The sequence below is a fragment of the Sagittula sp. genome (assembly GCF_052825245.1).
This window is the reverse complement of the sequence record NZ_JBRBWD010000015.1, coordinates 88,829-114,683: the sequence shown is the minus strand read 5'-3', so window position 1 is coordinate 114,683 and position 25,855 is coordinate 88,829. Positions and strand designations below refer to the sequence as shown.

At 66.5% G+C, this 25,855-nt stretch carries 30 protein-coding genes; 5 read left to right on the top strand and 25 right to left on the bottom strand.

From position 1 onward, the window contains the following. Positions 1-4 precede the first annotated feature (4 nt). The 10 genes from nifU to nifE form a co-directional block, all read right to left on the bottom strand. Positions 5-1,033 carry a Fe-S cluster assembly protein NifU gene (gene nifU / locus ACU0DV_RS05180; RefSeq protein WP_446241181.1) on the bottom strand — a complete coding sequence of 343 codons (1,029 nt, stop codon included), beginning with the start codon at positions 1,031-1,033 and terminating at the stop codon, positions 5-7. A gap of 12 nt (positions 1,034-1,045) precedes the next feature. Continuing rightward, positions 1,046-1,366: an iron-sulfur cluster assembly accessory protein gene (locus ACU0DV_RS05175; RefSeq protein WP_283980748.1), complete on the bottom strand. Its 321-nt coding sequence runs from the start codon at positions 1,364-1,366 to the stop codon at positions 1,046-1,048. Between the two features lie 224 nt (positions 1,367-1,590). After that, entirely contained in the window at positions 1,591-2,037 is a 447-nt protein-coding gene (locus ACU0DV_RS05170) for a hypothetical protein (RefSeq protein ID WP_446241180.1), read from the bottom strand. Next, the gene (locus ACU0DV_RS05165) at positions 2,027-2,587 is read right to left on the bottom strand and encodes a nitrogen fixation protein NifQ (RefSeq protein ID WP_446241179.1); all 561 of its coding nucleotides are present in this window, start codon (positions 2,585-2,587) and stop codon (positions 2,027-2,029) included. Before ACU0DV_RS05165 ends, ACU0DV_RS05170 begins: the two co-directional genes overlap by 11 nt. Beyond that, positions 2,571-2,876 carry a ferredoxin III, nif-specific gene (gene fdxB, locus ACU0DV_RS05160; RefSeq protein WP_100929780.1) on the bottom strand — a complete coding sequence of 102 codons (306 nt, stop codon included), beginning with the start codon at positions 2,874-2,876 and terminating at the stop codon, positions 2,571-2,573. Before fdxB ends, ACU0DV_RS05165 begins: the two co-directional genes overlap by 17 nt. Next, the gene (locus tag ACU0DV_RS05155; RefSeq protein ID WP_446241178.1) at positions 2,873-3,082 is read right to left on the bottom strand and encodes a CCE_0567 family metalloprotein; all 210 of its coding nucleotides are present in this window, start codon (positions 3,080-3,082) and stop codon (positions 2,873-2,875) included. The genes fdxB and ACU0DV_RS05155 overlap by 4 nt, the downstream gene beginning before the upstream one ends. 282 nt (positions 3,083-3,364) lie before the next feature. After that, entirely contained in the window at positions 3,365-3,838 is a 474-nt protein-coding gene (locus ACU0DV_RS05150) for a NifX-associated nitrogen fixation protein (protein WP_100929783.1), read from the bottom strand. Continuing rightward, positions 3,838-4,332 carry a nitrogen fixation protein NifX gene (gene nifX, locus ACU0DV_RS05145; protein WP_446241177.1) on the bottom strand — a complete coding sequence of 165 codons (495 nt, stop codon included), beginning with the start codon at positions 4,330-4,332 and terminating at the stop codon, positions 3,838-3,840. The genes ACU0DV_RS05150 and nifX overlap by 1 nt, the downstream gene beginning before the upstream one ends. Beyond that, positions 4,307-5,692 (bottom strand): nitrogenase iron-molybdenum cofactor biosynthesis protein NifN, encoded by a 1,386-nt coding sequence (gene nifN, locus ACU0DV_RS05140; RefSeq protein WP_446241176.1) that lies wholly within the window; start codon positions 5,690-5,692, stop codon positions 4,307-4,309. Before nifN ends, nifX begins: the two co-directional genes overlap by 26 nt. 1 nt (position 5,693) lies before the next feature. Beyond that, positions 5,694-7,265, bottom strand: coding sequence for a nitrogenase iron-molybdenum cofactor biosynthesis protein NifE (gene nifE / locus ACU0DV_RS05135; RefSeq protein ID WP_446241175.1), 1,572 nt, complete (start codon positions 7,263-7,265; stop codon positions 5,694-5,696). A 168-nt stretch (positions 7,266-7,433) separates the two neighbouring features. Between nifE and ACU0DV_RS05130 the strand changes: the two genes are divergently transcribed. Further along, positions 7,434-7,766 (top strand): antibiotic ABC transporter, encoded by a 333-nt coding sequence (locus ACU0DV_RS05130; RefSeq protein ID WP_100929787.1) that lies wholly within the window; start codon positions 7,434-7,436, stop codon positions 7,764-7,766. Between the two features lie 118 nt (positions 7,767-7,884). Here the strand turns inward: ACU0DV_RS05130 and ACU0DV_RS05125 are convergent, their stop codons facing one another. From ACU0DV_RS05125 to ACU0DV_RS05095, 7 genes are read right to left on the bottom strand one after another with little or no spacing between them, the layout of a single operon-like run. Beyond that, positions 7,885-9,030: an iron-containing alcohol dehydrogenase gene (locus ACU0DV_RS05125; protein WP_446241174.1), complete on the bottom strand. Its 1,146-nt coding sequence runs from the start codon at positions 9,028-9,030 to the stop codon at positions 7,885-7,887. A gap of 58 nt (positions 9,031-9,088) precedes the next feature. Then, positions 9,089-10,474 carry an aldehyde dehydrogenase family protein gene (locus ACU0DV_RS05120; RefSeq protein WP_446241173.1) on the bottom strand — a complete coding sequence of 462 codons (1,386 nt, stop codon included), beginning with the start codon at positions 10,472-10,474 and terminating at the stop codon, positions 9,089-9,091. A 46-nt stretch (positions 10,475-10,520) separates the two neighbouring features. Continuing rightward, positions 10,521-11,882 (bottom strand): glutamine synthetase family protein, encoded by a 1,362-nt coding sequence (locus tag ACU0DV_RS05115; protein ID WP_446241172.1) that lies wholly within the window; start codon positions 11,880-11,882, stop codon positions 10,521-10,523. A 53-nt stretch (positions 11,883-11,935) separates the two neighbouring features. Continuing rightward, the gene (locus tag ACU0DV_RS05110) at positions 11,936-12,976 is read right to left on the bottom strand and encodes a TRAP transporter substrate-binding protein (protein ID WP_100929791.1); all 1,041 of its coding nucleotides are present in this window, start codon (positions 12,974-12,976) and stop codon (positions 11,936-11,938) included. Between the two features lie 48 nt (positions 12,977-13,024). Then, a complete protein-coding gene (locus ACU0DV_RS05105) occupies positions 13,025-14,347 on the bottom strand; it encodes a TRAP transporter large permease (protein ID WP_100929792.1) in 1,323 nt (440 codons plus the stop codon). Then, positions 14,347-14,943 carry a TRAP transporter small permease subunit gene (locus tag ACU0DV_RS05100; RefSeq protein WP_446241171.1) on the bottom strand — a complete coding sequence of 199 codons (597 nt, stop codon included), beginning with the start codon at positions 14,941-14,943 and terminating at the stop codon, positions 14,347-14,349. The genes ACU0DV_RS05105 and ACU0DV_RS05100 overlap by 1 nt, the downstream gene beginning before the upstream one ends. Further along, complete coding sequence (locus ACU0DV_RS05095; RefSeq protein WP_446241170.1) at positions 14,928-15,677, bottom strand: N-formylglutamate amidohydrolase; 750 nt, start codon at positions 15,675-15,677, stop codon at positions 14,928-14,930. Before ACU0DV_RS05095 ends, ACU0DV_RS05100 begins: the two co-directional genes overlap by 16 nt. A 138-nt stretch (positions 15,678-15,815) precedes the next feature. Here ACU0DV_RS05095 and ACU0DV_RS05090 point away from each other — a divergent pair, with 138 nt between their 5' ends. Next, a complete protein-coding gene (locus ACU0DV_RS05090; protein ID WP_100929795.1) occupies positions 15,816-16,691 on the top strand; it encodes a MurR/RpiR family transcriptional regulator in 876 nt (291 codons plus the stop codon). A gap of 124 nt (positions 16,692-16,815) precedes the next feature. On the opposite strand, the gene nifK is transcribed toward ACU0DV_RS05090, so the two are convergent. From nifK to nifH, 3 genes are all read right to left on the bottom strand, one after another. Beyond that, the gene (gene nifK / locus ACU0DV_RS05085; RefSeq protein WP_283980736.1) at positions 16,816-18,354 is read right to left on the bottom strand and encodes a nitrogenase molybdenum-iron protein subunit beta; all 1,539 of its coding nucleotides are present in this window, start codon (positions 18,352-18,354) and stop codon (positions 16,816-16,818) included. 191 nt (positions 18,355-18,545) lie between these two features. Then, positions 18,546-20,048 carry a nitrogenase molybdenum-iron protein alpha chain gene (gene nifD / locus ACU0DV_RS05080; RefSeq protein WP_446241169.1) on the bottom strand — a complete coding sequence of 501 codons (1,503 nt, stop codon included), beginning with the start codon at positions 20,046-20,048 and terminating at the stop codon, positions 18,546-18,548. Between the two features lie 123 nt (positions 20,049-20,171). After that, the gene (gene nifH / locus ACU0DV_RS05075; protein WP_100929798.1) at positions 20,172-21,050 is read right to left on the bottom strand and encodes a nitrogenase iron protein; all 879 of its coding nucleotides are present in this window, start codon (positions 21,048-21,050) and stop codon (positions 20,172-20,174) included. A gap of 289 nt (positions 21,051-21,339) precedes the next feature. On the opposite strand from nifH, the gene ACU0DV_RS05070 reads away from it, so the two are divergent. The 3 genes from ACU0DV_RS05070 to ACU0DV_RS05060 are packed head-to-tail and all read left to right on the top strand — an operon-like array spanning position 21,340 to position 22,608. Then, the gene (locus ACU0DV_RS05070; RefSeq protein WP_370312575.1) at positions 21,340-21,687 is read left to right on the top strand and encodes an ArsR/SmtB family transcription factor; all 348 of its coding nucleotides are present in this window, start codon (positions 21,340-21,342) and stop codon (positions 21,685-21,687) included. Next, complete coding sequence (locus ACU0DV_RS05065) at positions 21,677-22,195, top strand: SRPBCC family protein (RefSeq protein ID WP_446241168.1); 519 nt, start codon at positions 21,677-21,679, stop codon at positions 22,193-22,195. The genes ACU0DV_RS05070 and ACU0DV_RS05065 overlap by 11 nt, the downstream gene beginning before the upstream one ends. Further along, complete coding sequence (locus tag ACU0DV_RS05060; protein ID WP_446241167.1) at positions 22,192-22,608, top strand: SRPBCC family protein; 417 nt, start codon at positions 22,192-22,194, stop codon at positions 22,606-22,608. The genes ACU0DV_RS05065 and ACU0DV_RS05060 overlap by 4 nt, the downstream gene beginning before the upstream one ends. 333 nt (positions 22,609-22,941) lie before the next feature. Here ACU0DV_RS05060 and ACU0DV_RS05055 read toward each other — a convergent pair whose 3' ends face one another. From ACU0DV_RS05055 to ACU0DV_RS05035, 5 genes are all read right to left on the bottom strand, one after another. Beyond that, the gene (locus ACU0DV_RS05055) at positions 22,942-23,484 is read right to left on the bottom strand and encodes a peroxiredoxin (protein ID WP_100931004.1); all 543 of its coding nucleotides are present in this window, start codon (positions 23,482-23,484) and stop codon (positions 22,942-22,944) included. 149 nt (positions 23,485-23,633) lie between these two features. Continuing rightward, on the bottom strand, positions 23,634-24,005 hold the full coding sequence (locus ACU0DV_RS05050) for a 2Fe-2S iron-sulfur cluster-binding protein (RefSeq protein WP_100929802.1): 372 nt from the start codon (positions 24,003-24,005) through the stop codon (positions 23,634-23,636). A 70-nt stretch (positions 24,006-24,075) separates the two neighbouring features. Next, positions 24,076-25,152, bottom strand: coding sequence for an FAD:protein FMN transferase (locus ACU0DV_RS05045; protein WP_446241166.1), 1,077 nt, complete (start codon positions 25,150-25,152; stop codon positions 24,076-24,078). Further along, on the bottom strand, positions 25,152-25,601 hold the full coding sequence (locus ACU0DV_RS05040) for a SoxR reducing system RseC family protein (protein ID WP_446241165.1): 450 nt from the start codon (positions 25,599-25,601) through the stop codon (positions 25,152-25,154). The genes ACU0DV_RS05045 and ACU0DV_RS05040 overlap by 1 nt, the downstream gene beginning before the upstream one ends. Positions 25,602-25,607: 6 nt before the next feature. Then, entirely contained in the window at positions 25,608-25,805 is a 198-nt protein-coding gene (locus ACU0DV_RS05035) for a 4Fe-4S binding protein (RefSeq protein WP_100929805.1), read from the bottom strand. Positions 25,806-25,855 lie beyond the last annotated feature (50 nt).

Below are 25,855 nucleotides of genomic sequence, written 5' to 3'. Positions count from 1 at the left end.
CTCCTTACGTCTTCGCCACGGGCATGACGCGCACCGGGCGGCCAAGCGCGTCGCTGATCTTTTTCTGGATTCCGCCGAGCGTCTGGGCCGCCAGCTGGCAGCCGGAACAGGCGCCGGTCAGATGGACGAGCACGAGGCTGCCTTCCATGTCGACAAGCTCCACGTCGCCGCCGTCGCGGCGGAAGACCGGGCGCAGCTCTTCGATGATGCGGGCGGCAGCGATCGCCTCTTTCGCCGGGCTCAGGGCGGCAGGCGCCGGGGCGGCGGGAGCGGCGGGTTTCTCTGCCACGGCCAAGCCACCCTCCGGCATCGCGATCTGCACCGGGGCCGAGGGCTTGGCCGGGGGCATCGGCGCGGGCGCCATGTCGGGGATGACGAAGCCCTGCGCCTTCTTCTTCACCGGCTTCGGGGCCGAGCCGAAGACATGGGCCTCGTCCGCGCGCAGGGCGCCTTCGGCGACCATTGCGGCGTTCACGTCGGCCAGCAGCTCCTCGAGCGGTTCGCGGCAGGAGTTACAGCCGCCGCCGGCCTTGGTGTAGAAGGTCACCATCTCCAGCGTCGTCAGCTTGTTGCCGCGAATGGCGCGTTCGATCATCCCGGCGTCGACGCCGAAGCACTTGCAGATCAGCGCGCCTTCCTCGTGGTCGTCCTCGTCCACCTCTTCCCCGGTGTAGGCGGCGACGGCGGCCTGCAACGCTTCCTGCCCCATGACGGAACAGTGCATCTTCTCCGGCGGCAGCCCGTCAAGGAAGTCGGCGATATCCTGGTTGGTCAGGGTCTTCGCCTCGGCGATGGTCTTGCCGATGATGAGCTCGGTCAGGGCCGAGGACGAGGCGATGGCCGACCCGCAGCCGAAGGTCTGGAAGCGGGCGTCCTCGATCACGTCGGTCTCCGGGTTGACCTTCAGCATCAGCTTCAGGGCGTCACCGCAGGACAGGCTGCCCACTTCGCCGACCGCATTGGCATCGGCCAGCGCGCCCGCGTTCCTTGGGTTGAAGAAATAGTCCTTCACCTTATCGGAGTAATCCCACATTGGCCGCGCTCCTCAGCAGAAGGACTTGCCGCAGCCGCAGGAGCTGGAGGCGTTGGGGTTGTCGAAGACGAAGCCGGAGCCTTCCAGCCCGGTCACGAAGTCGATGGTGGTGCCGCTCAGGTGCGGCTGGCTTTCCGGGTCGATCAGCACGGTGACCTCGCCCGCGGTGACGATGGCGTCGTCCGGCTGGGCGGTCAGTTCCAGTGCCATGCCGTATTTCATGCCGGCGCAGCCGCCGCCCTGCACCATGACGCGCAGCCCGGCGACGGGCTGGCCAGCGCCGTCGATGGCCGTCTTGATGGCGCTGCGGGCGGGTTCGGTGATCTCGATCATTGTGCCTTCTCCTGTCCGGTCTGTCGGTTGGTCCTGCGATTGTTAAAGCAAGGACCGTGCCATCCGGTCTTTCCCGGGGTTTTCAGCGGCTTGCCCGCCATTGTCGGGAACGGACAAAACCGATTGGACGGAAGCCGACAGTCGGTTGGCATGTTCTTCGCACTGTCAGGTTCGGGGGAGAGCGGGGGACCGAAGGCGCCGCGCCGGTGACCGTGCAGGGCGCGTCAGTCCTCGCCCGCGGCCTCCAGATGCCGCAGCAGCCACGCCCCGCCGAAGCGGTCCGTCGGGTCGAGCCGTGCGGCGTGAGACAGCACCGCGCGCGCCTCGTCCAGCGCGCCCAGCCGTGCAGCGCAATAGCCCTGAGCGATCAGTGCCTGCATGTAGAGGCCGGGGGCGAACTCCATCGCGCTGAAGGCGGCGTCGCCGGGCCGCACCGCCCGCCAGTCGGTGGCGATGTTGAGTTGCCGGGCGGCGTGGGCGACCAGCACCCCGGCATGGGCGCGGGCCTGCGCGTAGTCGTGGGCGTAGAAGGCAAAGCGGTAGGCCGCCAGCCGCACCTCCGGATCGTGCGGCGCGGCCTTCAGCGCCCGGTCGATGGCGGCGGCGCTCTCCACCGGTCTTGTCCGGGCCGCCTCGGCCCCGGCCAGCAGGTCCGCGGCATCAATCGGCAAAGCAGTCCGCCCGTTCGTCGCAGTCGTCGCAGGTGGGCGAGAGGCACAGCGCAAACCCGGTGTCAGAACAGATCTGCCGGTAGAAGAACTTCTTCCAGCGCATGTTCTGCGCGTTGGCGGCCTTCAGCCCCGGCAGGTGCCGCGCGATCAGCTCCGAAAGCGCGTCACGCGAGACGAGGCCGAGGTCTTCCCAGAGATGCCGTCCTTCCATCGCGCGCCGCGCGAGGATCTGCGCCAGCCAGCGGACCTCCGGCGACGTGGTCCGCGCGCGCCACAGGATCAGCGTCGCAATGGCCTGTTGGTCGGCAGGGCGGTCGGGGGCAGGCAGGTCGAGGTCGGGCAGGGCGGTGCCAGGGGCCCAGGTGTCGCGCAGCGCGGCGAGGTCGGCCCCCGACAGCCCCAGCCGCTCGGTCAGGGGACCGAGACCGGCCTCCCGCTCTGCCAGCGCCCGGTCGAGGATGCAGGCCATGTCGGAAATGGTCGGCATCGCCGCGGCGAGGTGGCCCGCCGGGGCCCCGCCCGCAATGGAGGGTTCAGTCCAGTGCCGCATGGGTCTGGCAGTCGGAAGGGCAGACGCGTGCACAGGCGCCGCAGCCGATGCAGTTGTCCGGCCCGATCATGTGCATCACCGACTTCACGATCTCGTCCTCGACGTCGTCGTATTCGTCGGTGCCGGGGCGGACGAGGGTGCCGTCCTCCGTCAGGCCGTGCAGGGTCATCACGTCCCGGCCGCAGACCTTGAAACAGCGCCCGCAGCCGATGCACTTGGCCGGGTCGATGGACATGAGGAACTCCGGCACATAGGCCGCGCCGCCCCGGGTGTAGGCCACGACGCTCATGCCCCGGCCTCCGCCTGCTTCGCTGCCTTGAGATCCCTGCGGGCGGCAGCCAGATCGCGGAACACCTCGTAGGTCTCCTGTGCCACCTCGGGTATCTTCTCCCAGTCGGTTGGCAGTTCTTCAGAGAGGTCGTGCAGGTTCATCTTGGCGTCGGTGGAGCGCATCGACAGCCTCTTCACCTTCTTTTCAAGCTCTTCGACAGTCATGGCGGGGTCCTTTCGTCAGCATCCGCGCAGGTGGCGCGAGAGGGGCGTGCGTCCCCGCGGCCGCGCCAGCACGACCGGAGGCGCAGGTTTCACGGTGCAGGCGCAGGCGGTCCGGGCGGACTGCAAGGGACAGAGCGGCCTGATCTGCACGTAGGGGCTGCAGCAGCGCGGCGCGGTCTCCGCCTCCTTCGGGGCGGCCGGACAGGGGGCCTTCGCCGCCGCGCGCGGCCTCAGCCACGTCAAGGGCGTGAACCGCTCGGGAAGACGCGGCAGTTCCATCTCTCAGGCCTTCGCGGCGTCGGGATAGGCCTCGATGGTCTCGACGGCCTTCGCCACCATCTGCTCGCCTGCCTCGGCAAGCGCCTCCCACGAGAGAAAGCCGAAACGGTGGATGTCGCGCAGGTGCTTCGACACCACCACCAGCTTGCCCGCGAGCAGCACGATCCGGCCAAAACCTTCGTGGCTCATCTTCTGCATCTGCGAGGCCATGCAGCCGGTCCGTTTCTCGATCAGCAGGCCCACGGCGTCGTAGAACTTCGTCACGCGCCACATCACGTCCGGGTCCGGATCGCCGATGATCGGGATCTCGCGGCGCTCCTCCCGGGTGACGATGAACTCTGCCATGATGTCGGCATCGGTCTTGTCGTCCCACTGGCCATAGCTGTCCTCGGCGCGGATCACCGCGGCAAGCTGGCTGAGAAAGGGGCTGTCGACCATCGCGCCACCGCGCTCGGCCTCAAGGGTCTCGGTGGTCATCAGACGGTCTCCTCTGTCTCGTATTCGTCCATGAAATCGGGCTTGTCCTCGGTCCCGAGGATCTTGCGCAGGAAGGGTGGGGGCGTGCCGTTCAGCATCACCTTGACCTGCTCCAGCACCTCTTCGATCGGCTCCGGGTCCTTGCGCTTGATCGGGTGGATGCCCGCGCGCACGATCTTCGCCGCCGAGGGGCCGCCGATGGCCAGCGCGAACAACAGGGCGCAGCCGTTCAGCGCCTCCACCTTCGGGGTGATCTTGTCGTCCTGGTCGTCGTGCCTGCCTTTCTGCTTCGTGACGTTGTCGAAGGCATGCGCCGCCACGAAACGGTGGCCGGTCTTCCAGACGTCATAGACGGCGAAGGTCTTCGCCGAGCCGAAATGGGCACCGAGATACGCCATGTCGTTGGTGGCGATGGCGATGCGCAGGGGCGTCTCGCCCGGGGCCGGTTCGCTGGCCGGTCCGGTGGTGTCAATGACGCGCAGCGTGCGGGACATGCTCGAACTCCTCTGGGATGGGCGCGGCGCCGAAATCCTCGGGGCGCGCGCGGTGGTGGATGGACTGGACGGTGTTCGCGATCTCGTAGAGGAAGGCGCGGCTGCCCCGGTACCCGACCCGGCAGACGTCCTGCGCGCCGATGCGGTCGAAGACCGGGAACCCCACGCGCACGAGGGGGATGTGCAGGGCGTGTTCGACGTGGCGGCCGTGGCTGTGGGTCAGCAGCAGCTGGGCGCCGCCCGCCTGAGCCGCGCGCTGAAGGTCGCCCAGATCGCCGAGGATGACCTCCCCGGACGGGATGCGGTCGACGAGGGGCGTGTGCTGCGACGTGGTGACGGCGGCGACCACCTCTGCCCCCATCGAGGCCAAAGCATTCGAGAGGGAGAACAGCAGGTCCGGGTCGGCGCCGATGGCCACACGCAGCCCGCCGGTGTGGAAATGTGCGTCGAGCGCCGCGTCGATCAGCCGGGCCCTGTCGCGCCGGATCGACGGGGGCGGGTCCTGCACGCCGGCAAGCCCCATCAGCGTGCGCACGAAGGCGTCGACCGGCTTCAGCCCGGTGACCGACTGGAAGACACGGAAGGGCGCGAGGGTGCGGTCCTCCAGCATCTGCGCGGCCCTGCGCATGCTCTCGCCCACCGCGAGGGTAAAGGCGCTCCGGGCGATCCGGCCGATGTCGGCCAAAGTTGTGCCCCCGAGCGAGCAGCCCGACCAGTCGTCCGACACATGCCCGTCGAGCGAGGTCGAGATGTCCGGCAGGACCACGGGCGACAGTCCGAAAGCGCGGATCATCCGCACCAGTTCCTCCACCTCTGCCGGGCTCAGGTGCGATCCGGCCAGCAGCGTCACCTGCCGCATGTCCACGTCGCGCTCTGTCACGCGGGGCACCAGCGCCCCGACGATGGCCTCCACCGCCTTCGCCCAGCCGTCCTGCAACGCCCCGTCGAAGTCGGGGGTGGAGGCATAGGCCACCGCCGTGTCGGCGAAATCCGTGCGCCGCAACAGGATCTCCCTCAACTCGCCCGGCACGTCCTCGCCCCGGGTCTCCGTCAGCGCGGTGGAGGCGATGCCGATGAAGGAGGGCGCGGCCTTCCTGCGCAGGTTCTCGATGGCCTCCTCGATCTGATCCGCACCGCCGAGGATGGTCGACACCTCGTTCATCGCCGTGGTCTGGAGCGGCACGGCCTCCTTGAAGTGCCGCACGAGGTGGACCATAGCGAAGGCCGTGCAGCCCTGCGAGCCGTGGAACAGCGGGATCGCCCGCTCGATCCCGAGGTAGGCCATGGCCGCCCCCAGCGGTGCGGAGCTTTTCAGCGGCATGGTCGACAGGGCGCGTTTCGGGTGGATGAGCTTCGCCATCTCAGCAATCCTCGAAATCGGTGGGGCTGGAGGCGAAGTCCGTGACCGCTGGGCCGCCCGCGGCCGGCGGGGATGCAAACGGCGGCAGCGGGGGCACCAGAGTCACGGGTCTCGACGGACCGGCGGGAATGCCGGTCACGGGGCAGGGGCCTGCGGGCGCGGGCAGCGTGCGCCCGGCGGTCAGCGGCAGGTCCCAGGGCGCGGGCTCCCTCAGTTCGGCCCACATGGGGTTGTTCACCGCGCGGTCGATGGCGCGGACAAGATCCTCCATCCCCATGTAGCCGGCATAGGGTTCGTGCTTTTCCTGGTTCACGTCGACCCAGGGCATCCTGGCCTTCAGGGCCACGAACTGCGACCGCCCGCCCGACATCAGGATGTCGGCGCCCGCGTCCTTCAGCAGGCGGTACATGTCCTTCGGCGCCATGTTGTCGAACATGTGCTTGTCGTCGCCCATGATCTCGACGACGCGGCCCTTGTCATCCTCCGTCGCCTTGCGGACAGAGGTGCCGATGACCTCCATTCCCAGCTCCTGGAGTGCCGCGACCACCGACCACGACTTGTGTCCGCCGGTGTAAAGCAGCACCTTCCGGCCCTCGACGCGCGGGCGGTAGGGGGCGAGTCTCGCCCGGATGGCCGCCTCTTCCTCGGCGATCAGCGCCTCGCAACGGTCCCGCAGGCCGGGGTCCGCGCCGCGCTCCACCAGTATCCGGCACATCTCCCGAAGCGAATCCGAAGTGTCGGAGATGCCGTAGAACGACCCTTCGAAGTAGGGGATGCCGTAACGCTCCTCGAGCTTGCGGGCGACGTTGATGAGCGCCTTGGAACAGACCATCATCGTGACACGTGCGCGGTGCATCATCGCCACCTGCTTGTAACGCGCGTCGGCGGCGAGGGAGCCGAGGATGCGTATGCCCAGCCGGTCGAGCAGCGGCTTCACCTGCCACAGTTCGCCCGACAGGTTGTAGTCGCCGACGATGTTGATGTCGCAGGGCGTGGTCTCGGCGGGCTCCATCGTGCCGATCACGTGATCGAGCATCGCCTCGCCCGCCAGCTTGTTGCCGAGGTTCTTCGACCCCACGTAGCCCGGCGCGTTGACCGGAATGCAGGGCACGCCGAATTTCGCCGTCGCCGCCTTGCAGACCGCGTCGATGTCGTCGCCGATCAGTGCGGGCACGCAGGTCGCGTAGACGAAGACCGCCGGAGGGTTCTGGCTCTCGATCGTCTCTCGGATCGCGCGGAACAGCTTCTTCTCGCCGTAGCCCATGACGATATCCAGTTCCGTCATGTCGGTGGTCAGGCCGATCCGGTAAAGTTCGGACCCCGACGAGGCCGCGCCCCGGTTGTCCCAGCCGTTGCCCTCGCAGGCGAGGGGCGCATGCACCAGGTGCGCCACGTCGACGATGGGCTGCAGGACGATCTTCGCCCCGTCGAAGGCGCAGCCACCGGCGGCCGCGCCGGGCGTCAGCGGCTTGGCGCAGCCCTTCTTGCGCTGTTGCTCCGACTTGGACACGTTGGTCCCGCAGGCCGGTTCGTCGAACACGTCCGCGATCCTGGATTTCAGTGCATCGGTCATGGCGCATCCCCTCTGCTTCGGGGAAACTCAAGCACGCGGTGTGCCAAGTGCCCCGCGCGCTGCCGGCTGGCACGTCACCCGACAAATAAGCCGGCGAAAGACGACAATGTCGGGGAACTGACAGGCCGCGCCCGGGGTTTCCCAATGCAACGACAGGAGTGTCGAGAAATGTATCCAGACATGATGAAAGCCGCCGTCGAATGGCAGCGGGCCACGCTGGCGGGGGCGCGGGTGATGATCTCGGCCGGGACGGTGATCCAGGTGCGGGTCGCGCAGATGGCGATGGGCACGATGAAGCCGGTCGAAGCCACGCGCATGGTGTTCGAGAAGCCCTCCGCCTTCATGCGCGCCACCGAGGCCGCGATGCGCGCCGCGGCAGGGCAGAAAGGCTATGGCGCGGTGATGGAAGCGGCGCTCGCCCCGATCGAGGCCAGCGCCGGGGCGAACGCCCGCCGCCTGTCACCCAAGACGCTCACCAAGGGCAAGCGCCGCCGGTCCTGATCCGTCAGGTCACGCAAAGGTAATCGCAAAGGAAGAGGCCGCGGCACGATCCGTGCCACGGCCTCCGGGGAATGTGACCGGCGGGCGGGCTGCCGGGCACAGACGTCTCTCGCAGGCGTCAGAGCGCCGTGCGGAACAGCTCTTCGAGGTTTGCCTCGGTCAGTTCAACAGGGTTGCCGCCGCAGGACGGGTCGGTGATCGCGCCCTTCACCAGCGCCGGGATCGCGTCTTCCGTCACGCCCAGGTCCGACAGGCGGCGCGGGATGCCGAGGCTGTCGTTCAGCTCCTGCACGAAGGCGCGGAACCCGTCAAAGCCGCCCTCGATGCCCAGATAGGCCGAGGCCAGGTCGAACCGCTCGCGGATCGCACCGGCGTTGAAGTCCAGCACCGACGGCATGCAGACGGCGTTGGTCGTGCCGTGGTGGGTGTTGAAATGCGCGCCGATGGGGTGGCTCATGGCGTGGATCGCGCCGAGACCCTTCTGGAAGGCCGTCGCCCCCATCATCGCCGCCGACATCATCTGCGCCCGCGCCTCGAGGTCCTGGCCGTTCTGGTAGGCGCGCGGCAGGTAGTCCTTCACCAGCCGCATCCCCTCCAGCGCGATGCCCTGGCTCATCGGGTGGTAGAACGGGGAGGAGAACGCCTCCACGCAATGCGCAAACGCATCGAGGCCCGTCCCGGCGGTGATCATCGCGGGCATGCCCATGGTCAGCTCCGGATCGCAGATCACCACGGTTGGCAGCACCTTCGGGTGAAAGATGATCTTCTTCTCGTGCGTCTCGGAATTGGTGATGACGCTGGCGCGCCCCACTTCCGATCCGGTCCCGGCGGTGGTCGGCACGGCGACGATGGGCGCGATGGCCGCCGCGTCGGCGCGGGTCCACCAGTCGCCGATGTCCTCGAAATCCCAGACCGGGCGCGTCTGCCCGGCCATGAAGGCCACCATCTTGCCGAGGTCGAGCCCGGAGCCGCCGCCGAAGGCGATCACGCCGTCATGGCCGCCGTCGCGGTAGACCTTCACCCCGGCCTCCAGGTTCTTTTCGTTGGGGTTGGGGTCGACCTCCGCGAACAGCGCGCGGCCCAGGCCCGCCTGTTCCAAAACGTCGAGCGTCTGCGCCGTGATCGGCAGGTCGGCCAGCCCGCGGTCGGTGACCAGCAGGGGCCGGGTGATGCCCGCCTGCGCGCAGGCGCCGGGCAGTTCGCTGATGCGGCCTGCGCCGAACTTGATGGCGGTCGGGTAGGACCAGTTTCCGGTGAGACTCATGTGGTCACCTTCTCGATATATGCGTTGTTCAGGGGGGCGGCCAAAAGGCGCGCCGATGTCATGCGGTGCCGAGCCGCTTCAGGTGGTAGGACTTCGGCCGGGTCAGGTTGTGGTAGCCGATCACCGACAGGCCGCCGCCGCGCCCGGTCTGCTTGCAGCCGGTCCAGCACAGGCCGGGGTCGAGGTAGTCGGCGCGGTTCAGGAACACCGTCCCGGTCTCGATCCGGTCGCCGACCCGCTCGGCTCGCTCCAGATCGGAGGTCCAGAGCGAGGCGGTCAGCCCGAAGTCGCTGTCGTTCATCAGGCGGATGGCTTCCTCGTCGTCCTTAACCTTCATGATGCCGACCACGGGGCCAAAGCTCTCGTCCCGCATCACCCGCATGTCGTGGGTCACGTTCGTCAGGATCTGCGGCGTCAGGTAGGCGGCGCCGTCGTCCTCCGCGAAGGTGTCGATATGGGCCACGGCCCCGCCGTCCAGCGCCTCGGCGATCTGGGCGCGCACCTCGGCGGCAAAGCGGACGTTGGCCATCGGGCCGATGGTCGTCTCCTTGTCCAGCGGATTGCCCAGCTTGTAGCCCTTCACCACCGCCACGGCCTTCTCGACGAAGGCATCGAACAGCGACTCGTGCACGTAGATCCGTTCGATCCCGCAGCAGCACTGGCCGGAGTTGAACATCGCACCGTCGATCAGCGTGTCGACGGCGGCATCCAGATCCGCGTCCTCCATGACATAGCCCGGGTCCTTGCCGCCCAGCTCCAGCCCGGTGCCGGTGAAGGTGCCCGCCGCCGCGCGCTCCATCGCCTTCCCGCCGCCGACGGAGCCGGTGAAGTTCACGAAGTCGAAGGCATTGGCCGCGATCAGGTCGGACGTGGTGTCATGGTCGAGGAAGACGTTCTGGAACACCTCCTCCGGCACGCCCGCCGCGTGGAAGGCCTTTGCCATGCGCTCGCCCACCAGCAGGGTCTGGGTGGCGTGCTTCAGGATCACCGTGTTGCCCGCGATCAGCGCCGGCGCGACGGTGTTGATCGCCGTCATGTAGGGGTAGTTCCACGGCGCCACCACGAAGACGAGCCCCAGCGGCACGCGCTTGATGTAGCGCTTGAAGGTCGCGTCCTCGCCGACCTCGATGGGCGCCAGCGCGGTCTCCGCGATGCCCGCCATGTAGGAGGCGCGCTCGTTGAAGCCGCCGAACTCCCCGCCGAAGCGGACCGGGCGGCCCATCATGTGCGCCAGTTCCGGCACGATCTCGTCGTTCATCTCGCCCACGGCGGCGACACCGGCCATCACGAGACGGGTGCGCTCCTCAAGGGGGCGCGCCGCCCATGCGGCCTGCGCCGCACGGCCCTTGGCCGCCACGGACTTCGCCTCGTCCAGCGACAGCACCGGACGTTCCGCAAAGACGCTGCCGTCGATGGGCGAGATACATTTCAGGGTATTTGTCATTCCATCCTCTGGATCAGTTCGGGGGTCCCGGGGCGGGTCCGCCCGGTCACGACATCTCGAATCCGCGCGCGATCTCGTAGTCGGTCACGACGCGATTGAAATCCTCGATCTCCACTTCCGCCGCGCGGGCGTAGTGGATCACGACCTTGTCGCCGAAGGCCTCGCGCAGCATCTCCGACTGCAGCAGCTCGCGCCGCGCGTCCCGCAACGTGCCGGGCAGGCGCGAGGCGTTGCCGGAATAGGCGTCGCCGGTGTAGGCGGGTTCCAGTTCCAGCTTGTCCTCGATGCCCTTCAGGCCCGCCGCGAGCAGCGCCGCCATGGCGAGGTAGGGGTTCAGGTCCGACCCGCCGACGCGGCATTCGATGCGCACGCCCTTGGTCCCTTCGCCGCACAGGCGGAAGCCCGCGGTGCGGTTGTCGATGGACCAGATCACCCGCGTGGGGGCGAAGGTGCCGACCTGGAAGCGCTTGTAGCTGTTGATGTAGGGGGCGAGGAAATAGGTCACGTCGGGCGCGTACTTCAGCAGGCCCGCGACGTAGTGCTTCATCAGCCCCGACATGCCGAGGCTGTCCGCCTCGTCGAAGAAGGCGGGCGTGCCCCCCTCCCACAGCGACATGTGGACGTGGCTGGACGAGCCGACCTTGTCCTCGTGCCACTTGGCGATGAAGCTCGCCGCGTGGCCCTGCTGGTGGGCGATCTCCTTGATCGCGTGCTTGGCGATGGTGTGGTACTCCGCCGTGTCGAGCGCGGGGGCGTACTTGATGTTCAGCTCTTCCTGCCCGGTCTCCGCCTCGCCCTTGGAGTTCTCGATCGGGATGCCCGCCGCCCACAGGTGGTTCCGCACGGGGCGCAGCACGTGCTCCTCCCGTGTGGTGAGCATGATGTTGTAGTCCTCGTTGTAGCCCGCCAGCGTCTCCAGCGCGCGGAAGCCCGACTTGCGGATCTCCGGGTAGGACTTCTCGAAGAGGAAGAATTCCAGCTCGGTCGCCATCATCGGGGTGAAGCCCATGGCCTCCGCCCGTTTGACCTGCGCCTTCAGCATGGCGCGCGGGGTGTGGGGCACCTCCTCGTGGGTGTGGTGGTCGAGAATGTCGCACATCACCATCACCGTGCCTTCGAGCCAGGGCATCGGGCGCAGCGTCGAGAGGTCCGGCTTCATGACGTAGTCGCCATAGCCCTTCTCCCACGAGGTCGACTCGTAGCCTTCGGGGGTGGCCATCATGATGTCGGTGGCAAAGAGGTAGTTGCAGCAGTGCGTCTCTTCCCAGGCCGAGGCGACGAAGTGCCCGGCGTGGAAGCGTTTGCCCATCAGGCGGCCCTGCATGTCGACCGCGCACACCAGCACGGTGTCCACGAGGCCGCCGTCGACCTGTGCCTTGAGTTCATCGAAAGAGATAGGGCCGGGCATGTCGTCGTCCTTTCAGAGGCGCCCCGGCACGCATGCGCGCCGGGGCAGGGGTGTCACACGTTGTAGCGGTACGGACGGCCCGCCTTGGCCATGTCCGCGTTGTACTTCTTGAAGATCTCAACCACCTTCGCCTTGGTCTCCGACTCCGCCGCGATCTCGTCCCAGAACTTCTGGGCGGCCTGCTCGACCTGGTCCCATTCGGCATCGGGGATGGAGGTCAGCTGCATCTTCTCGCCGTGGACGCGCAGGGACGCTTCGCCGCCCCAGTACCACCACTGGCGGTAGTAGTGCGACTGCTCCATGCAGGTGGTCAACAGGAGCTTCAGGTCCTCGGGCAGTTCTTCCCAGCGGCCCATGTTCGCGAAGAAGTGGCCGATCCACGCGCCCGAGATGTTGTTGGTCAGGAAGTAGTTGGTCACGTCGGCCCAGCCCACCGTGTAGTCCTCGGTGATGCCCGACCACGCGATGCCGTCCAGCTCGCCGGTCTGCACCGCGACCTCGATGTCCTCCCACGGCAGCGTCACCGGCACGACGCCGAACTGCGACAGGAAGCGGCCCGCGGTCGGGAAGGTGAAGACGCGCTTGCCCTCAAGGTCGGCAAGGCTGTTGATCGGGTCCTTGGTGGCAAAGTGGCAGGGGTCCCAGGACCCGGCCGAGATGTGCTTGACCCCGACCTTGGCGTATTCTTCCTTCCAGATCTCGTCGAGGCCGTACTGGTTGAACAGCACCGGCACGTCGAGCGAGTAGCGCGACCCGAAGGGGAAGTAGCCGCCGAAGACCGTGACCTCGGTCGGCGAGGCCATGGAATCGTCGTCGGACTGCACCGCGTCGATGGTGCCGCGCTGCAGGGCGCGGAACAGCTCGCCCGTGGGCACCAGCTGGTCGGCAAAGTACAGCTCGATCTGCATCCGGTCGCCGGCGATCTTGTTGAAGGTGTCGATGGCGGGCTTGACCACGTGCTCGGCCAGCGCGGCACCGGCGTAGGTCTGCATCCGCCAGGTGATGGTGGACTGCGCCAGCGCGGGCGCGGCCAGCGGTGCGGCGGCAACGCCGACACCTGCGGTCTTCAGGAACTTTCTGCGTGAGGTCGTCATATCCAGTCTCCTTGTTGAAATGCGTCCCCTGTACGGGGCTTCTGAGGGTTATTTTCCGTAAACCAGGTCCGGCAGCCAGAGCGCGATCTGCGGGAAGGCCATCACCAGCGCCAGTGCACAGACCATGACCAGCGCGAAGGGAATGATCGAGCGGTAGATGTCGGTCAGCCCGATTTCCGGCGGCGCCATGGCCCGCATCAGGAACAGGTTATAGCCGAAGGGCGGGGTCATGTAGGCGATCTGCGTGGTGATCGTGTAAAGCACGCCGTACCAGATCAGGTCGAACCCCAGTTCGCCCACCAGCGGCACGTAAAGCGGCGCCACGATGACCAGCATCGCCGTGTCGTCGAGGAAGGTGCCCATCACGATGAACGACAGCTGCATGAGGATCAGGATCATCCAGGGGGAAAGGCCAAGCTGCTCGGTGAACAGGTTCTCGATGGCGCGCACCGCGCCCAGCCCGTCGAAGATCGCGCCGAAGCCGAGTGCGGCGAGGATGATCCACATGAACATGCAGGAAATGGCCAGCGTCTGCCGGACGGAGGTCTCGAACACCTCGCGGGTCATCCGCCGCTTCAGCACCGCCGCGACGAAGGCCGCAAGCGCCCCGATGGCCGAGCTTTCCACCAGCGATGTCCAGCCCTTCACGAAGGGGAACATCATAACGAAGAAGATCACCAGCGGCAGGATGCCCGCCCGCAGCAGGCGCAGCTTCTCGGACATGGGCACGTCGCGCTCTTCCTTTGGCAGCACCGGCCCAAGCTCCGGCTGCAGGCGGCAGCGCACGTAGATGTAGATGATGAAGAGCGTCGCCATCATCAGGCCCGGCATCACCCCCGCGAGCCAGAGCTGGCCCACCGGCTGCCGCGCGATCATCGCGTAAAGCACCAGCACGACGGAGGGCGGCACGAGGATTCCCAGCGACGACCCGGCCTGGATGACCCCCGTCACCATGATCTTGTCGTAGCCCCGGCGCAGCAGTTCCGGCAGCGCGATGGTGGCGCCGATGGCCATGCCCGCGACGCTGAGGCCGTTCATGGCCGAGATCAGCACCATCAGGCCGATGGTGCCGATCGCCAGACCGCCGCGGACCGGCCCCATCCAGACGTGGAACATCTTGTAGAGGTCGTCGGCGATCTTCGATTCCGACAGCACGTAGCCCATGAAGATGAACATCGGCAGCGTCAGCAGCGGATACCACTTCATCAGCTTCATCGCGGCGGCAAAGGGCACGTCGACGCCCCCGGTGCCCCACAGCAGCAGCCCCGCCAGCGCACCCACGAAACCGATGGCGCCGAACACGCGCTGGCCGGTCATCAGCATCAGCATCATGCCGGCGAACATGGTGATCGCGATCATTTCATAGGACATCAGATCTCTACCCCGCGGATGCGGCCGATGTCCTTGATCAGCTCTGCAAGTGTCTGGAGAATCATCAGGAAGATGCCGAAGGCCAGCACCAGCTTGATCGGCCACAGCATCGGGCGCCACGCGGTCGAGGACCGTTCGAGAAAGCCCAGCTTTTCCGCCGCGCCGTCGATCCCGCCGGTCAGGAGCGCCCCGAAGAATTCCAAGAAGTAATCAAGCGGCTGCATCCCGAAGTAGCCCATGGAATAGGCCAGCGATCCCAGCGCGCCATAAAGCAGAACACCGAGGTAGAACATCAGGAACAGCACGGTGAAGGCGTCGACCCAGGCCTTTTGCCTCACCGTCCAGTTGCCGTAGAACAGGTCCATGCGCACGTTCGATCCAAGCTGGATCGAGTAGGGCCCGCCGAGGATGTAGTAGGCCACCATGACGAACTGCGCCGTCTCCAGCGTCCAGAGCGAGGGCAGGAAGGCCACCTTCGACACCGAGGACCACAGCAGCACGCCGATCAGCGCAAAGATCAGGTACATGGCGACCCGGCCGATGGCGCGGTTCATCGCCTCGATGGCGCGGACGAAACCGATCAGGACGCGGGGCATGTGGCCTCCAGCGCCGGGGTCAGCATCGCCATTAGGTGGCGCGCCACGGCCCGGATGTCCTCCGGCGTGGTCAGCAGGTCGTTGCGGACCTCGATCATCACGTTGGGCAGGCCGCGAGGCAGGGCGTGCGCCTTCAGGGTATGGGTCACGCCGTCCTCCGGACCGTAGGGGCGGTTGCGGTGCACCACGCGGCCCTCGGGCGCATGCGCCAGCATCAGGTCCACCAGCCGCGCGTCGTTGTCGTGCAGGAGGCCGATCTCCGTGTCGCGCGGTGCACCGTGAAACACCGGGGTGAAGCTGTGCACCGTCACCACCGCGCGCGCCGCGTCGAGCCGGGCTTCGACGGCGGCGCGGAACGGGCGATAGACCGTCTCCACCCGCTCGGCCTTCTGCACATCGGTCAGACCGGCGTTGCCCGGCACGTCGAAGACCTCCGACCGCGCGGGCATGGCGCCCGGCGCCTCCGGCGGGCGGTTGCAGTCGTAGACCAGCCGCGACACCGTCCCCGCCACCAGCGGCGAATCGAGCTCGGCGGACAGCAGCGCCGCCAGGTCGCGCGCGCCCGGGTCCCAGGCCGCATGGCTGACCCGCGCCTCCGCCGTCAGGCCAAGGTCCCCGAACCGTGCCGGTATGGCCGCCGACGCATGCTCGCAGATCAGCAGGACGCCGCCGCGCCCCGCCCCGTTCACCACCTCGACCACGTTCAGACGGTCTTCGCCCGGCCCTTCGGACATCCTTTTCTCCCCTCTTTGAAGAAAACTCTCCACATCCGCGCAGCTTGTGTCAATATTTCTTCAAGGGCGGGCCGGGGATTTCCGGCGCGCCCCGCCACCGCAGCCCAATGCTGAAGCACACGCCCGGGGGGACCGACCTTGACGCAGCCCAACGCCACCGTCCGCGACCTGATCCGGGAGCATTACACCAGCCTGACCGCCTCCGAACGCAAGGCCGCCAACGCGCTTCTGGAAAACTATCCGGCGGCGGGGCTCGCCTCGATCACCATCGTCGCGGCGGAAACCGGCACCTCCACCCCCACCATCGCCCGCATGGTGCAGAAACTGGGTTTCAAGGGCTTCCCGCAGTTCCACCAGGCCCTGCTGAAGGAACTGCAGGCCAAGGTCTCCGGCCCCACCGAACGCCGCGCCAACTGGGCGGCGGAGGCGCCGGAATCGCACCTGCTCAACCGCTTCGCCAAGGCGGTGACGCAGAACATCCAGACCACCTTCTCCAACCTCTCCTCCGACAGCTTCGACGCCGCCGCCCACCTGCTTGCCGACAGCGGCCACACGCTGTTCATCGTCGGCGGCCGGATCACCCATGCGCTGGCCGACTACGCCTTCACCCACCTGCAGGCGGTGCGTCCGAAGGTGATCCATCTCACCTCCGCCTCGGCCAACTGGCCGCACTACCTGCTCGACATGGAAGAGGGCGACACGCTCCTGATGTTCGACATCCGGCGCTACGAATCGAACCTCCTGCGGCTCGCCGAACTGGCGCGCGCCAAGGGCGTGAACGTGGTCCTGCTCACCGACCAGTGGTCGAGCCCGATCGCCGACCTCGCCACGCAAAGCTTCAACTGCTGGGTGGAAATCCCCTCCGCCTGGGATTCCAACATCTCCACCATGATGCTGCTGGAGGCGCTGATCGCCGCCGCGCAGGAGGAACGCTGGCCCGCCACCCGCGACCGCTTCGACCGGCTCGACAGCCTCTTCGAGCAGACGCGCCTGTTCCGCAAACCGGGCGGCTGACCCGCTTCATCCCGGCGCATACGCCAAGGAGGTGCAGGCCGCTCCCGGCGAACTCTGCTGCGAGGCGGGAAACGAAAAACCGGCGGGGCTGCCCCCGCCGGTCCTTTGCTGCACGATATGCGTCTTAGCGGGTCAGGTCGTAGGAATAGTCCGTCTCGCCCGGCACGATGGTGTCGTCGTCGAGTTTGTCGAAGATCGTGTCGAGAAGCTTCACCAGCACCGTCAGCGCGCCCTGGTAGCCCATGGTCGGGAAACGGTGGTGGTGGTGACGGTCGAAGATCGGGAAGGCCAGCCGGACCAGCGGCGTGCCGGTGTCCCGTTCGAGGTACTTGCCGTAGGAGTTGCCGATCAGCAGGTCGACCGGCTCGGTGTTCAGGAAGGACCGCATGTGCCACAGGTCCTTGCCCGCCCAGACCTGCCCCTGTTTGCCGAAGGGGGACGAGGCCAGCAGGGCCTCCATCTTCTTGGCCCACTTCTTGCCGCCGTTGGTGGCAAGGCAGTGCACCGGCTCGCCGCCCAGTTCCATCACGAAGCGGGTCATGCCGTAGACGAAGTCCGGATCGCCGTAGATCGCGAAGGTCTTGCCATGCAGCCAGGCCTGGCTGTCGGCGATGGCGTCGATCAGGCGCCCGCGTTCCATGCGGATCGCCTCCGGGATGTCCTTGCCGGTCAGCTCCTTGACCTTCATCAGGAATTCGTCGGTGCCCTGCACGCCCATCGGGTAGTTCAGCGCCACCGTCTGCTGGCCCTTCGCCGCAACGTATTCCAGCGTCTTCGGCGTGCAGTATTCCTGCATCGACACCGTGGCCTTGGCGTTCAGCGCCGCCTTCACGTCCTCGAGCTTCGTGCCGCCGTCATACATGCGGAACGCGCCGTCCGACGGCGTGTCATAGACGTCCGAGACATCCGACAGGAAGGTGAAGTCGACACCCATAGCCTCCAGCAGCTTGCGGATCTCGCGGTTGTTGGCCACGGCGAAGCCGTCGAAACCGGGGATCACGTTGATCCGGTCGGCCTCGACTCGGGTGCCGTCTTCCCAGAAGTGCTGCAGGATGCCTTTCTGCGCATTGTCATAGCCGTCCACGTGGGAGCCCACGAAGGCCGGCGTATGGGCGAAGGGCACGTCGAAGTCGTCCGGCACCGATCCCTTCTGCTTTGCCTGCTGGATGAAGGAGTTGAGGTCGTCGCCGATCACCTCGGCCATGCAGGTGGTCGAGACGGCGATCATCTTCGGATCGTACAGCGCCTTGGTGTTGGCAAGCCCGTCGACCATGTTGGTCAGCCCGCCGAAGACCGCCGCGTCCTCGGTCATCGAGGAGGACACGCAGGAGGACGGCTCCTTGAAGTGACGGCTCAGGTGCGAGCGGTAGTAGGCGACGCAGCCCTGCGAGCCGTGCACGAACGGCATGGTCCGCTCGTAGCCCTGGGCGGCAAACACGGCGCCCAGCGGCTGGCAGGCCTTCGCGGGGTTCACGGTCAGCGCCTCACGGGCGAGGTTCTTCTCGCGATACTCCCAGGACTTGGTCCAGTCGCCGATTTCCTTGACCATCTCGTCGGGATGGCCGCATTCGAAGTTCACTTTCTTGTTGGCCAGCATCTCCTTGTACTCGGGCTGCTGGAAGAGCGGTGCGTGGTCGAGCACCTTGTCGCCGGACTGGGGCATGGATGTATTCCTTCTGTTGGCCGTCCGCATTCCGAGACGCGCCTGGTGTGGAAGAACAGTTCTGGAGATGGGGAGGGCGGCGTCCGCCCTCCGCGGGGTGGGCCCTCTGGCCCCGCTGTCCGCGCCGCGACCCTCTGTCCGCCGGGCGGGTCACCGACCCGCCGCGCCGGCCCGGGCCGCGGCGCCGCCCGTCACTCTGCCGCGATGGCCTGGGCCTCCCACGGTGCGTCGTACATGGTCCAGACCGGCGAGTTGATCGCCATGTCCATGTCGCGCGCGAAGATCGCGAAGCCGTCGTAGCCGTGGTAGGGGCCGGAATAGTCCCACGAGTGCATCTGGCGGAACGGGATGCCCATCTTCTGCACCGGGTACTTCTCCTTGATGCCGGAACCCACGAGGTCGGGGCGGATCTTCTCGATGAACTTCTCCAGCTCGTAGCCGGTGACGTCGTCGTAGATCAGCGTGCCTTCCCTCACGTAGTGGCCGGTGCGCTTGTAGTCGTCGTTGTGGCCGAACTCGTAACCCGTGCCGGCGATCACCATGCCGAGGTCGTCGTAGGCGGTGACGACGTGGCGCGGACGCAGGCCGCCGACATAAAGCATGACCGACTTGCCCTCGAGACGCGGGCGATACTTGGCGATGACCTCGTCCACCAGCGGCTGGTACTTTGCGATGACCTTCTCGGCGTTCTCCTGGATCGTCGCGTCGAAGTTCTTCGCGATGGCGCGGAGCGAGGCGGCGATCTGGGTCGGGCCGAAGAAGTTGTACTCCATCCAGCCGATGCCGTACTTCTCTTCCATGTAGCGGCAGATGTAGTTCATCGACCGGTAGCAGTGGATGAGGTTGAGCCTTGCCTTCGGCGCGCGTTCGATCTCGGCCAGGGTGGCGTCGCCGGACCAGTTGCCGACCACGTTGAGGCCCATCTCTTCCAGCAGGATTCGCGAGGCCCAGGCGTCGCCGCCGATGTTGTAGTCGCCGATGACGTTGACGTCGTAGGGTCCGGGCTCATAGCCCGCACCGGCGCCTTCGCCCTTCTCGAACACCCAGTCGCGCACCGCGTCGTTGGCGATATGGTGGCCCAGCGACTGCGACACGCCGCGGAAACCCTCGCAACGCACCGGCACCATCGTCTTGCCGTGCTCCTTGTGCTTCTGGCGGGCGACGGCCTCGATGTCGTCGCCGATCAGGCCGATGGGACACTCGGACTGGATCGTGGTGCCGTTCGACAGCGGAAACAGCTCTTCGATCTCGTCGATCGTCTTGGCCAGCTTCTTGTCGCCGCCGAAGACGATGTCCTTTTCCTGGAAGTCGGTGGTGAACTGCATCGTCACGAACGAATCCACCCCGGTCTTGCCGATGTAGTAGTTGCGGCGCTGGGACCACGAATACTGCCCGCAGCCGACGGGGCCGTGAGAGATGTGGACCATGTCCTTGACCGGCCCCCAGACCACGCCCTTCGATCCGGCATAGGCACAGCCGCGGATCGTCATGACGCCCGGAACGGACTTGATGTTGGATTTCTGGGTGTCGCACTTCGAGGCGATGCCGGTCGTCGCATCGGGTTCCTCGTCGCTCGCCTTCGACACCGTCAGGTGCTTGGCGCGGCGCTTCTTCGCCTTGTCCGGATAGGCTTCGAGGACTTCCTCGATCATTGCCTCGTAGTCTTCCGGCCCTGTTGCGTGATCCTTGGCCATCCTTTTGGCTCCTCTCACTGATCTTGGGACTGTTCGGGGTGGGCGGGGCAGGGTGGCCCGAAGGCCCACCCTACGTCATGTCGCAAAGGGGCGGCCGCCGCGGCACGCCGCCCCGCGGGGCGCTCAGACCGCCTCGGTGGCGGCGATGGCCGCGAGGCGCTCCTCCTCGGACTGCATGATGCCGAACTCCATCAGCATCTCCTCCAGCTCTTCCATGGTGATCGGAGTCGGGATCACGCCCTTGCCAGAGTTGCCGTGGATCTTGTTGGCAAGCTGGCGGTACTCTTCCGCCTGCTGGCTTTCGGGGGCGTACTGCAGCACCGTCTGGCGGCGCAGCTCGGCGTGCTGCACGATGTTGTCGCGCGGCACGAAGTGGATGAGCTTCGAGCCCAGCTTGGAGGCCATCGCCTCCGCCAGTTCCAGTTCCTTGTCGGTCTGGCGCTCGTTGCAGATAAGGCCGCCCAGGCGTACGCCGCCGGAGTTGGCGTACTTCAGGATGCCCTTGGCGATGTTGTTGGCGGCATAAAGCGCCATCATCTCGCCGGACATGACGATGTAGATTTCCTGTGCCTTGTTCTCGCGGATCGGCATGGCGAAACCGCCACAGACCACGTCGCCCAGAACGTCGTAGGACACGTAATCCACGTCATCGTAGGCGCCGTTCTCCTCGAGGAAGTTGATGGCGGTGATGACGCCGCGGCCGGCGCAGCCGACGCCCGGCTCGGGACCGCCGGACTCGACGCACTTGATGTCCTTGAAGCCGGTCTTCAGCACGTCTTCCAGCTCGAGATCCTCGACGGAGCCCATCTCGGCCGCGAGGTGCAGCACCGTGTCCTGCGCCTTGGAGTTCAGGATCAGGCGGGTGGAGTCGGCCTTGGGATCGCAGCCGACGATCAGGATCTTCTGTCCGAGTTCCACGAGGGCTGCGAGGGTGTTCTGCGAGGTGGTGGACTTGCCGATCCCCCCCTTGCCGTAAAAGGCAATCTGACGAAGTTCGCTCATGTCGAGTTTCCTTTGGTTGCTAATTCTCAATCGAGGACGAGACGGCGCGCGACCGCGCTCGGGGAAGGATCAGCAGGCTCTGTGCCAAGCCCCTTCAGCCGGGCGTCCATCCGGAAAATCCTTTGGGAACAATCCGCTGTGCAGGGCAGGTGCCAGCGCCCGACAAAGTGTCCGGTTTCACCCGCTGTCGGACAAAAGCCGACAAAGCGGCCCGGTGTGTCCTTGCCGCCGGGTCAGGCATCAAAACTTAGGTATTTACCTAACTAAAGAATCGAGGCAGGATAGCGGCATGAAACAGCAACCCGCTCCCCTCGATACGCTTTTCCACGCGCTCTCCGATCCGACCCGGCGCGCCGTGGTGCAAAGGCTGGGCCACGGGGCCGCGACGGTCAGCGAACTGGCCGGTCCTTTCGACATGGCCATGCCGTCCTTCCTGCAGCACGTGCGGCTGCTGGAAGACGCGGGCGTGATCCGCACCGAGAAGACCGGGCGCGTAAGGACCTGCACGCTGGAACCGGAACGACTGGCGCTCATCGAGGATTGGCTCAACGCCCAGCGGGACGTCTGGAAAAGCCGCTACGACAAGCTCGACACCCTGCTGGCGACCCTCACGGAGGAGGACAAGAATGAAACCTGACCTGCGCTTTACCTTCCAGGCGGATATGCCCGCGCACCGCCTGACCATCACGCGCGACTTCGCGGCACCGAAGGCGCTGGTCTGGCGCTGCCACTCGGAGGCGGACCTCCTCGACCGCTGGTTCGCGCCCGAGCCCTTCACCGCGCGCACGAAGTCCATGGATTTCTCCGATGGCGGGCACTGGCACTTCGCCATGGTCGACCCGGACGGCGCGGAGTTCTGGAACCGCTTCGACTACATCCGCATCGAGGCGCAGGACCGCTACACCTCCCGCGATGCCTTTTCCGACGCGGACGGTGCGGTGAACCCCGACATGCCGACCTCCGACTGGGACGTGCGCTTCACCGGCGAGGGCGACCGCACCACCGTCAGAACGGTCATCGCCTACGCCTCCGAAAAGGATCTGCAGACGGTGATCGACATGGGGATGGAGGCCGGCTTGGCCAATTCGCTCACCCGCCTCGACACCCTGCTCGACGACCTCACGACCGAAAGGACCCCGACATGAGCTTCGAAAAAGTCACCATCTCCGCGCAGGTGGACGCGCCGCCCGAGACCGTCTGGACCGCCTGGACCACGCCGGACCACATCACCCGGTGGAACTTTGCCAGCGACGACTGGTGCTGCCCCTCGGCTTCCGTCGACCTGCGGCCCGGCGGCGCCTACCGCAGCCGGATGGAGGCGAAGGACGGCTCCTTCGGCTTCGACTTCACGGCCACCTACCAGGAGGTCGTGCCGCAGGAGAAAGCCAGTTTCCTGATGGACGACGGACGGCTGGCAGAGACGACCTTCACCCCGGTCGACGGCGGCACGCAGGTGGTCACCGTCTTCGACGCGGAAACCGAGCACTCCGTCGAGATGCAGCGCGAGGGCTGGCAGGCGATCCTGAACAACTTCAAGGCCCACGCCGAAAGCCTCTGAGCCGGGGGCGGCATGAAAAAATGCCTGCGGTTCACGGAAACGTGAGCCGCCCCCGGCGCCGGTTTCGGGCCATCGGGGCGGGAAAGGGCCGCAATGGACCGATCCGGGGCGAAACGCCCGATTCGCCCACGCCGCACTGCGGCAGGAAAGGTTAACAAACGGCCGGTTCAGGATATCGAACCGGCCGGGACTCACCATAACAAACGGTTAACGCGGCGTATTTAACGGGGCGGCCGCTGCGTTGATGACAGGGCTTTGGGGCCGGTTGTCTCGCATACGCGGCAAAAAGCCCCGCCGGTCGGGCGGGGCTTTGTCTTTGCCTCGGAAAGGCGCTTATTCTGCGGCCACGGCCTGCGTCAGGTGGGCCATCAGGTTCTCCGGCGAGGAGACGCCGTAGGGGTCGTCCGGGCAGTTGTCCATCAGGCCCGGCTCTTCGAACCATGCCTCGACCACGCCGTCGTTGACGATGGCCGCATAACGCCAGGACCGTGCGCCGAAGCCAAGGTTGTCCTTGTGCACCAGCATGCCCATCCGGCGCGTGAACTCACCCGAGCCGTCGGGAATAACCTTCACGTTCTCAATGCCTTGCGCCTTGGCCCACTGGTTCATCACAAAGCTGTCGTTGACCGAAAGGCAGTAGATCGCGTCGATCCCCTGCTCCTGGAAGGCGGCAAAGTTGTCCTCGAATCCCGGCAGCTGGTAGGTGGAGCATGTGGGCGTGAACGCGCCCGGCAGGGAGAACAGGATCACCCGCTTGCCGCCGAAGTAGTCGGCGGTGGTCATGTCCTGCCAGCGGAAGGGGTTCGGGCCCTCGATGCTGTCGTCGCGCACGCGGGTGCGGAAGGTCACGTCGGGCAGTCTGGTTCCGGTCTTCATCATCTGTCTCCTGTCGCTGATGGGAGGTTTGGCCCTTGGGTGTCCTCTGTGCTGCGCCGCGTCAATCGTTGCGGGGCGCATGGCTGGTATGTCCCTCAAGCAATTGTATCGTCTGCTGAAAATTCGCGCCGCACTGCGGCGGCGTGCCTTCAGAAAGAGCCGCCGGGTGTGCCGGGGAACCGGACCGTCACGTTCTCGTCACGGGCGATGAACTGGCAGGCCAGCCGGAACCGCGGTGGCACGTCGTTGACTTCCGCATTCGCGATCTCCGCATCGGTGATCTTCTGCAGTTCCTTCAGGCGGGCCTTTTCCTTTTCGGTCAGCGCCATGCTCATCGCCGGTTTGGCATCCAGCGAGGTGACCTCGATCAGGCAGGACCCGCAGTTGCCGTCGCCGCAGTCGAAGGGGATCGGAATGGCGTTGTCCCTCGCCACGGCGAGAATGGTTTTCGTATTGCCTGCAACGGCATAGACGGTCTTGTCCCGGTGCATGATCGGGGACTGGAAGGTGATGTTGGCCATGTCGGACCCTTTCTGGGTGAAGTGGTTTGAACGGTGTGAAGGTCGTGGCAGGAAGTCTCGTGTCCGGGGTTCAGCAGTCGGGCGGGACGGGGGCGGGCAGGGCCACGATGTCCGGGGCAGGGGTGCCGCCGATCATCTCCAGCCGTGCGCCCATGGCGGGCGTCGCAAGCATCGAGCCGTCGTCAGCGATCATCAGCACCGCCGTGACGCCCATGTCCGCCGCTACCTGGGGCCAGTCCTTGCGCCCTGCGACCGACAGCGCCGTGGCTGCCGCATCGGCCCGCGTTCCGTTGTCGTCCAGCACCGAAACGGACACGACGTTCCGCACGGGCCACCCGTCGCGCGGATCGAGAATATGCGCGAACCGCGTGCCGTCGTGTTCGAAAAAGCGCTCGTAATTGCCTGATGTATATAGGGTTTCCCCGGGCCGGAGTGAGACGGCGGCAACGGCGCCCCATTGGAACGGATCGCGGATCGCCACGCGCCAGGGGCGGTCTCCGTGGGTGCCGATCACGTTCACGTCGCCGCCGGAATTGAGCACCGCATTCTCCACGCCCATCGCCCTCAGACGGTCCGCCGAAAGGTCCATCGCGGCCCCCTTGGCATATCCTCCGAGGTCGAGCTGCACGGCCCGGTTGGCCGAGGTCACGCGGCGACCGTCAATCGTCAGGTCCGCCATGCGCGGCTGCGCACGCACCAGCGCGTCCACCCGTGCCAGGTCGGGCAGCCCGTCCTCCGGCGGTGTGTCGGAATGAAATCCCCAGAGCGCGATCAGCCGCCCGATTGCCGGATCGAATGTGCCGTGGCTGAGGCACGACAACTCCGATCCCTCCCTCAGCACATCTGCCAATCTGTCCCCGACCTCGGCGGTGCGCCCCTCTGCCAATGCCGCGTTCAAGGTGCCAAGGGCGCCCGGCTGCCATGCGTGCCACTCGGCGTGCATCTTCCGAAGGTCGTGTGACAGGGTCGAAAAGGCGCTCTCTGCGGTCTGGTGATCGACGCCGTAGAGTACGATTTCCACAAGTGTGCCAAAGACATAAAGCGTCGTGCGCGCCTCGCTCTCCGGTTCTGCGGCGCGCAGGGTGCCGAAGAGGGCCAGCGCGCTCAGCACGGCGAGCCCCGGCAGGGAGAGGCGCGGCCCGCGCATCAGTTTCGAACCGCCGGGATCACGCGTTCGATGCGGATGTCATCCGTCAGGCGCCCTGTCCGTTCCGCTCGCCAGAGCGGCAGGAAGGAGACCGCCAGCACCGGGACCGCCAGCAGGGCCATCGGTCCGTCCGAAAGCCCCAGCGCCGAGAAAAGCGCTACCGCCAGGACGAGCACCGCGGGCGGCAACAGGTAGGCCAGCCCCGCCACGCCAAGGAAGGTCCCGGCGGGCATGGACACCACGACATCGTCCCCCGGTGCGACCCGAGCGTGGCTGTCCAGCTCCAGCCGCAGAAGGTCATCGCCCGCCATCTCTGCCAGCGCCCCGGCACCGCAACCGGCGCGAGCGGCGCAGGTGGTGCAGGCGGTCAGGCGCTTGGCTTCAAGCGCCACGCGTCCTTCCCCGACAGATGCCACCTGCAGGGTCCGGCGTATCATCCGGTCGTCCATGACCTGTCACTCCGCGGGAATGATGCAGCCGTCTTCCATGCAGACGGACAGGCATTGCGGCATGTCGTGGTCCGGCTCGCATTCCGTGCAAATGTCGGCCTTGATGAAGAAGACACCCTTTTGCGGGACGATGGCGCCGGTCGGACAGACGGGTTCGCAGTCGCCGCAGGACGTGCAGAGATCAGAGACAATGAACATGGCCATGGGAGGTTTCCTTTCGTGGTTTCAGAGGGTTGAGCGTTCATGTCGGGACG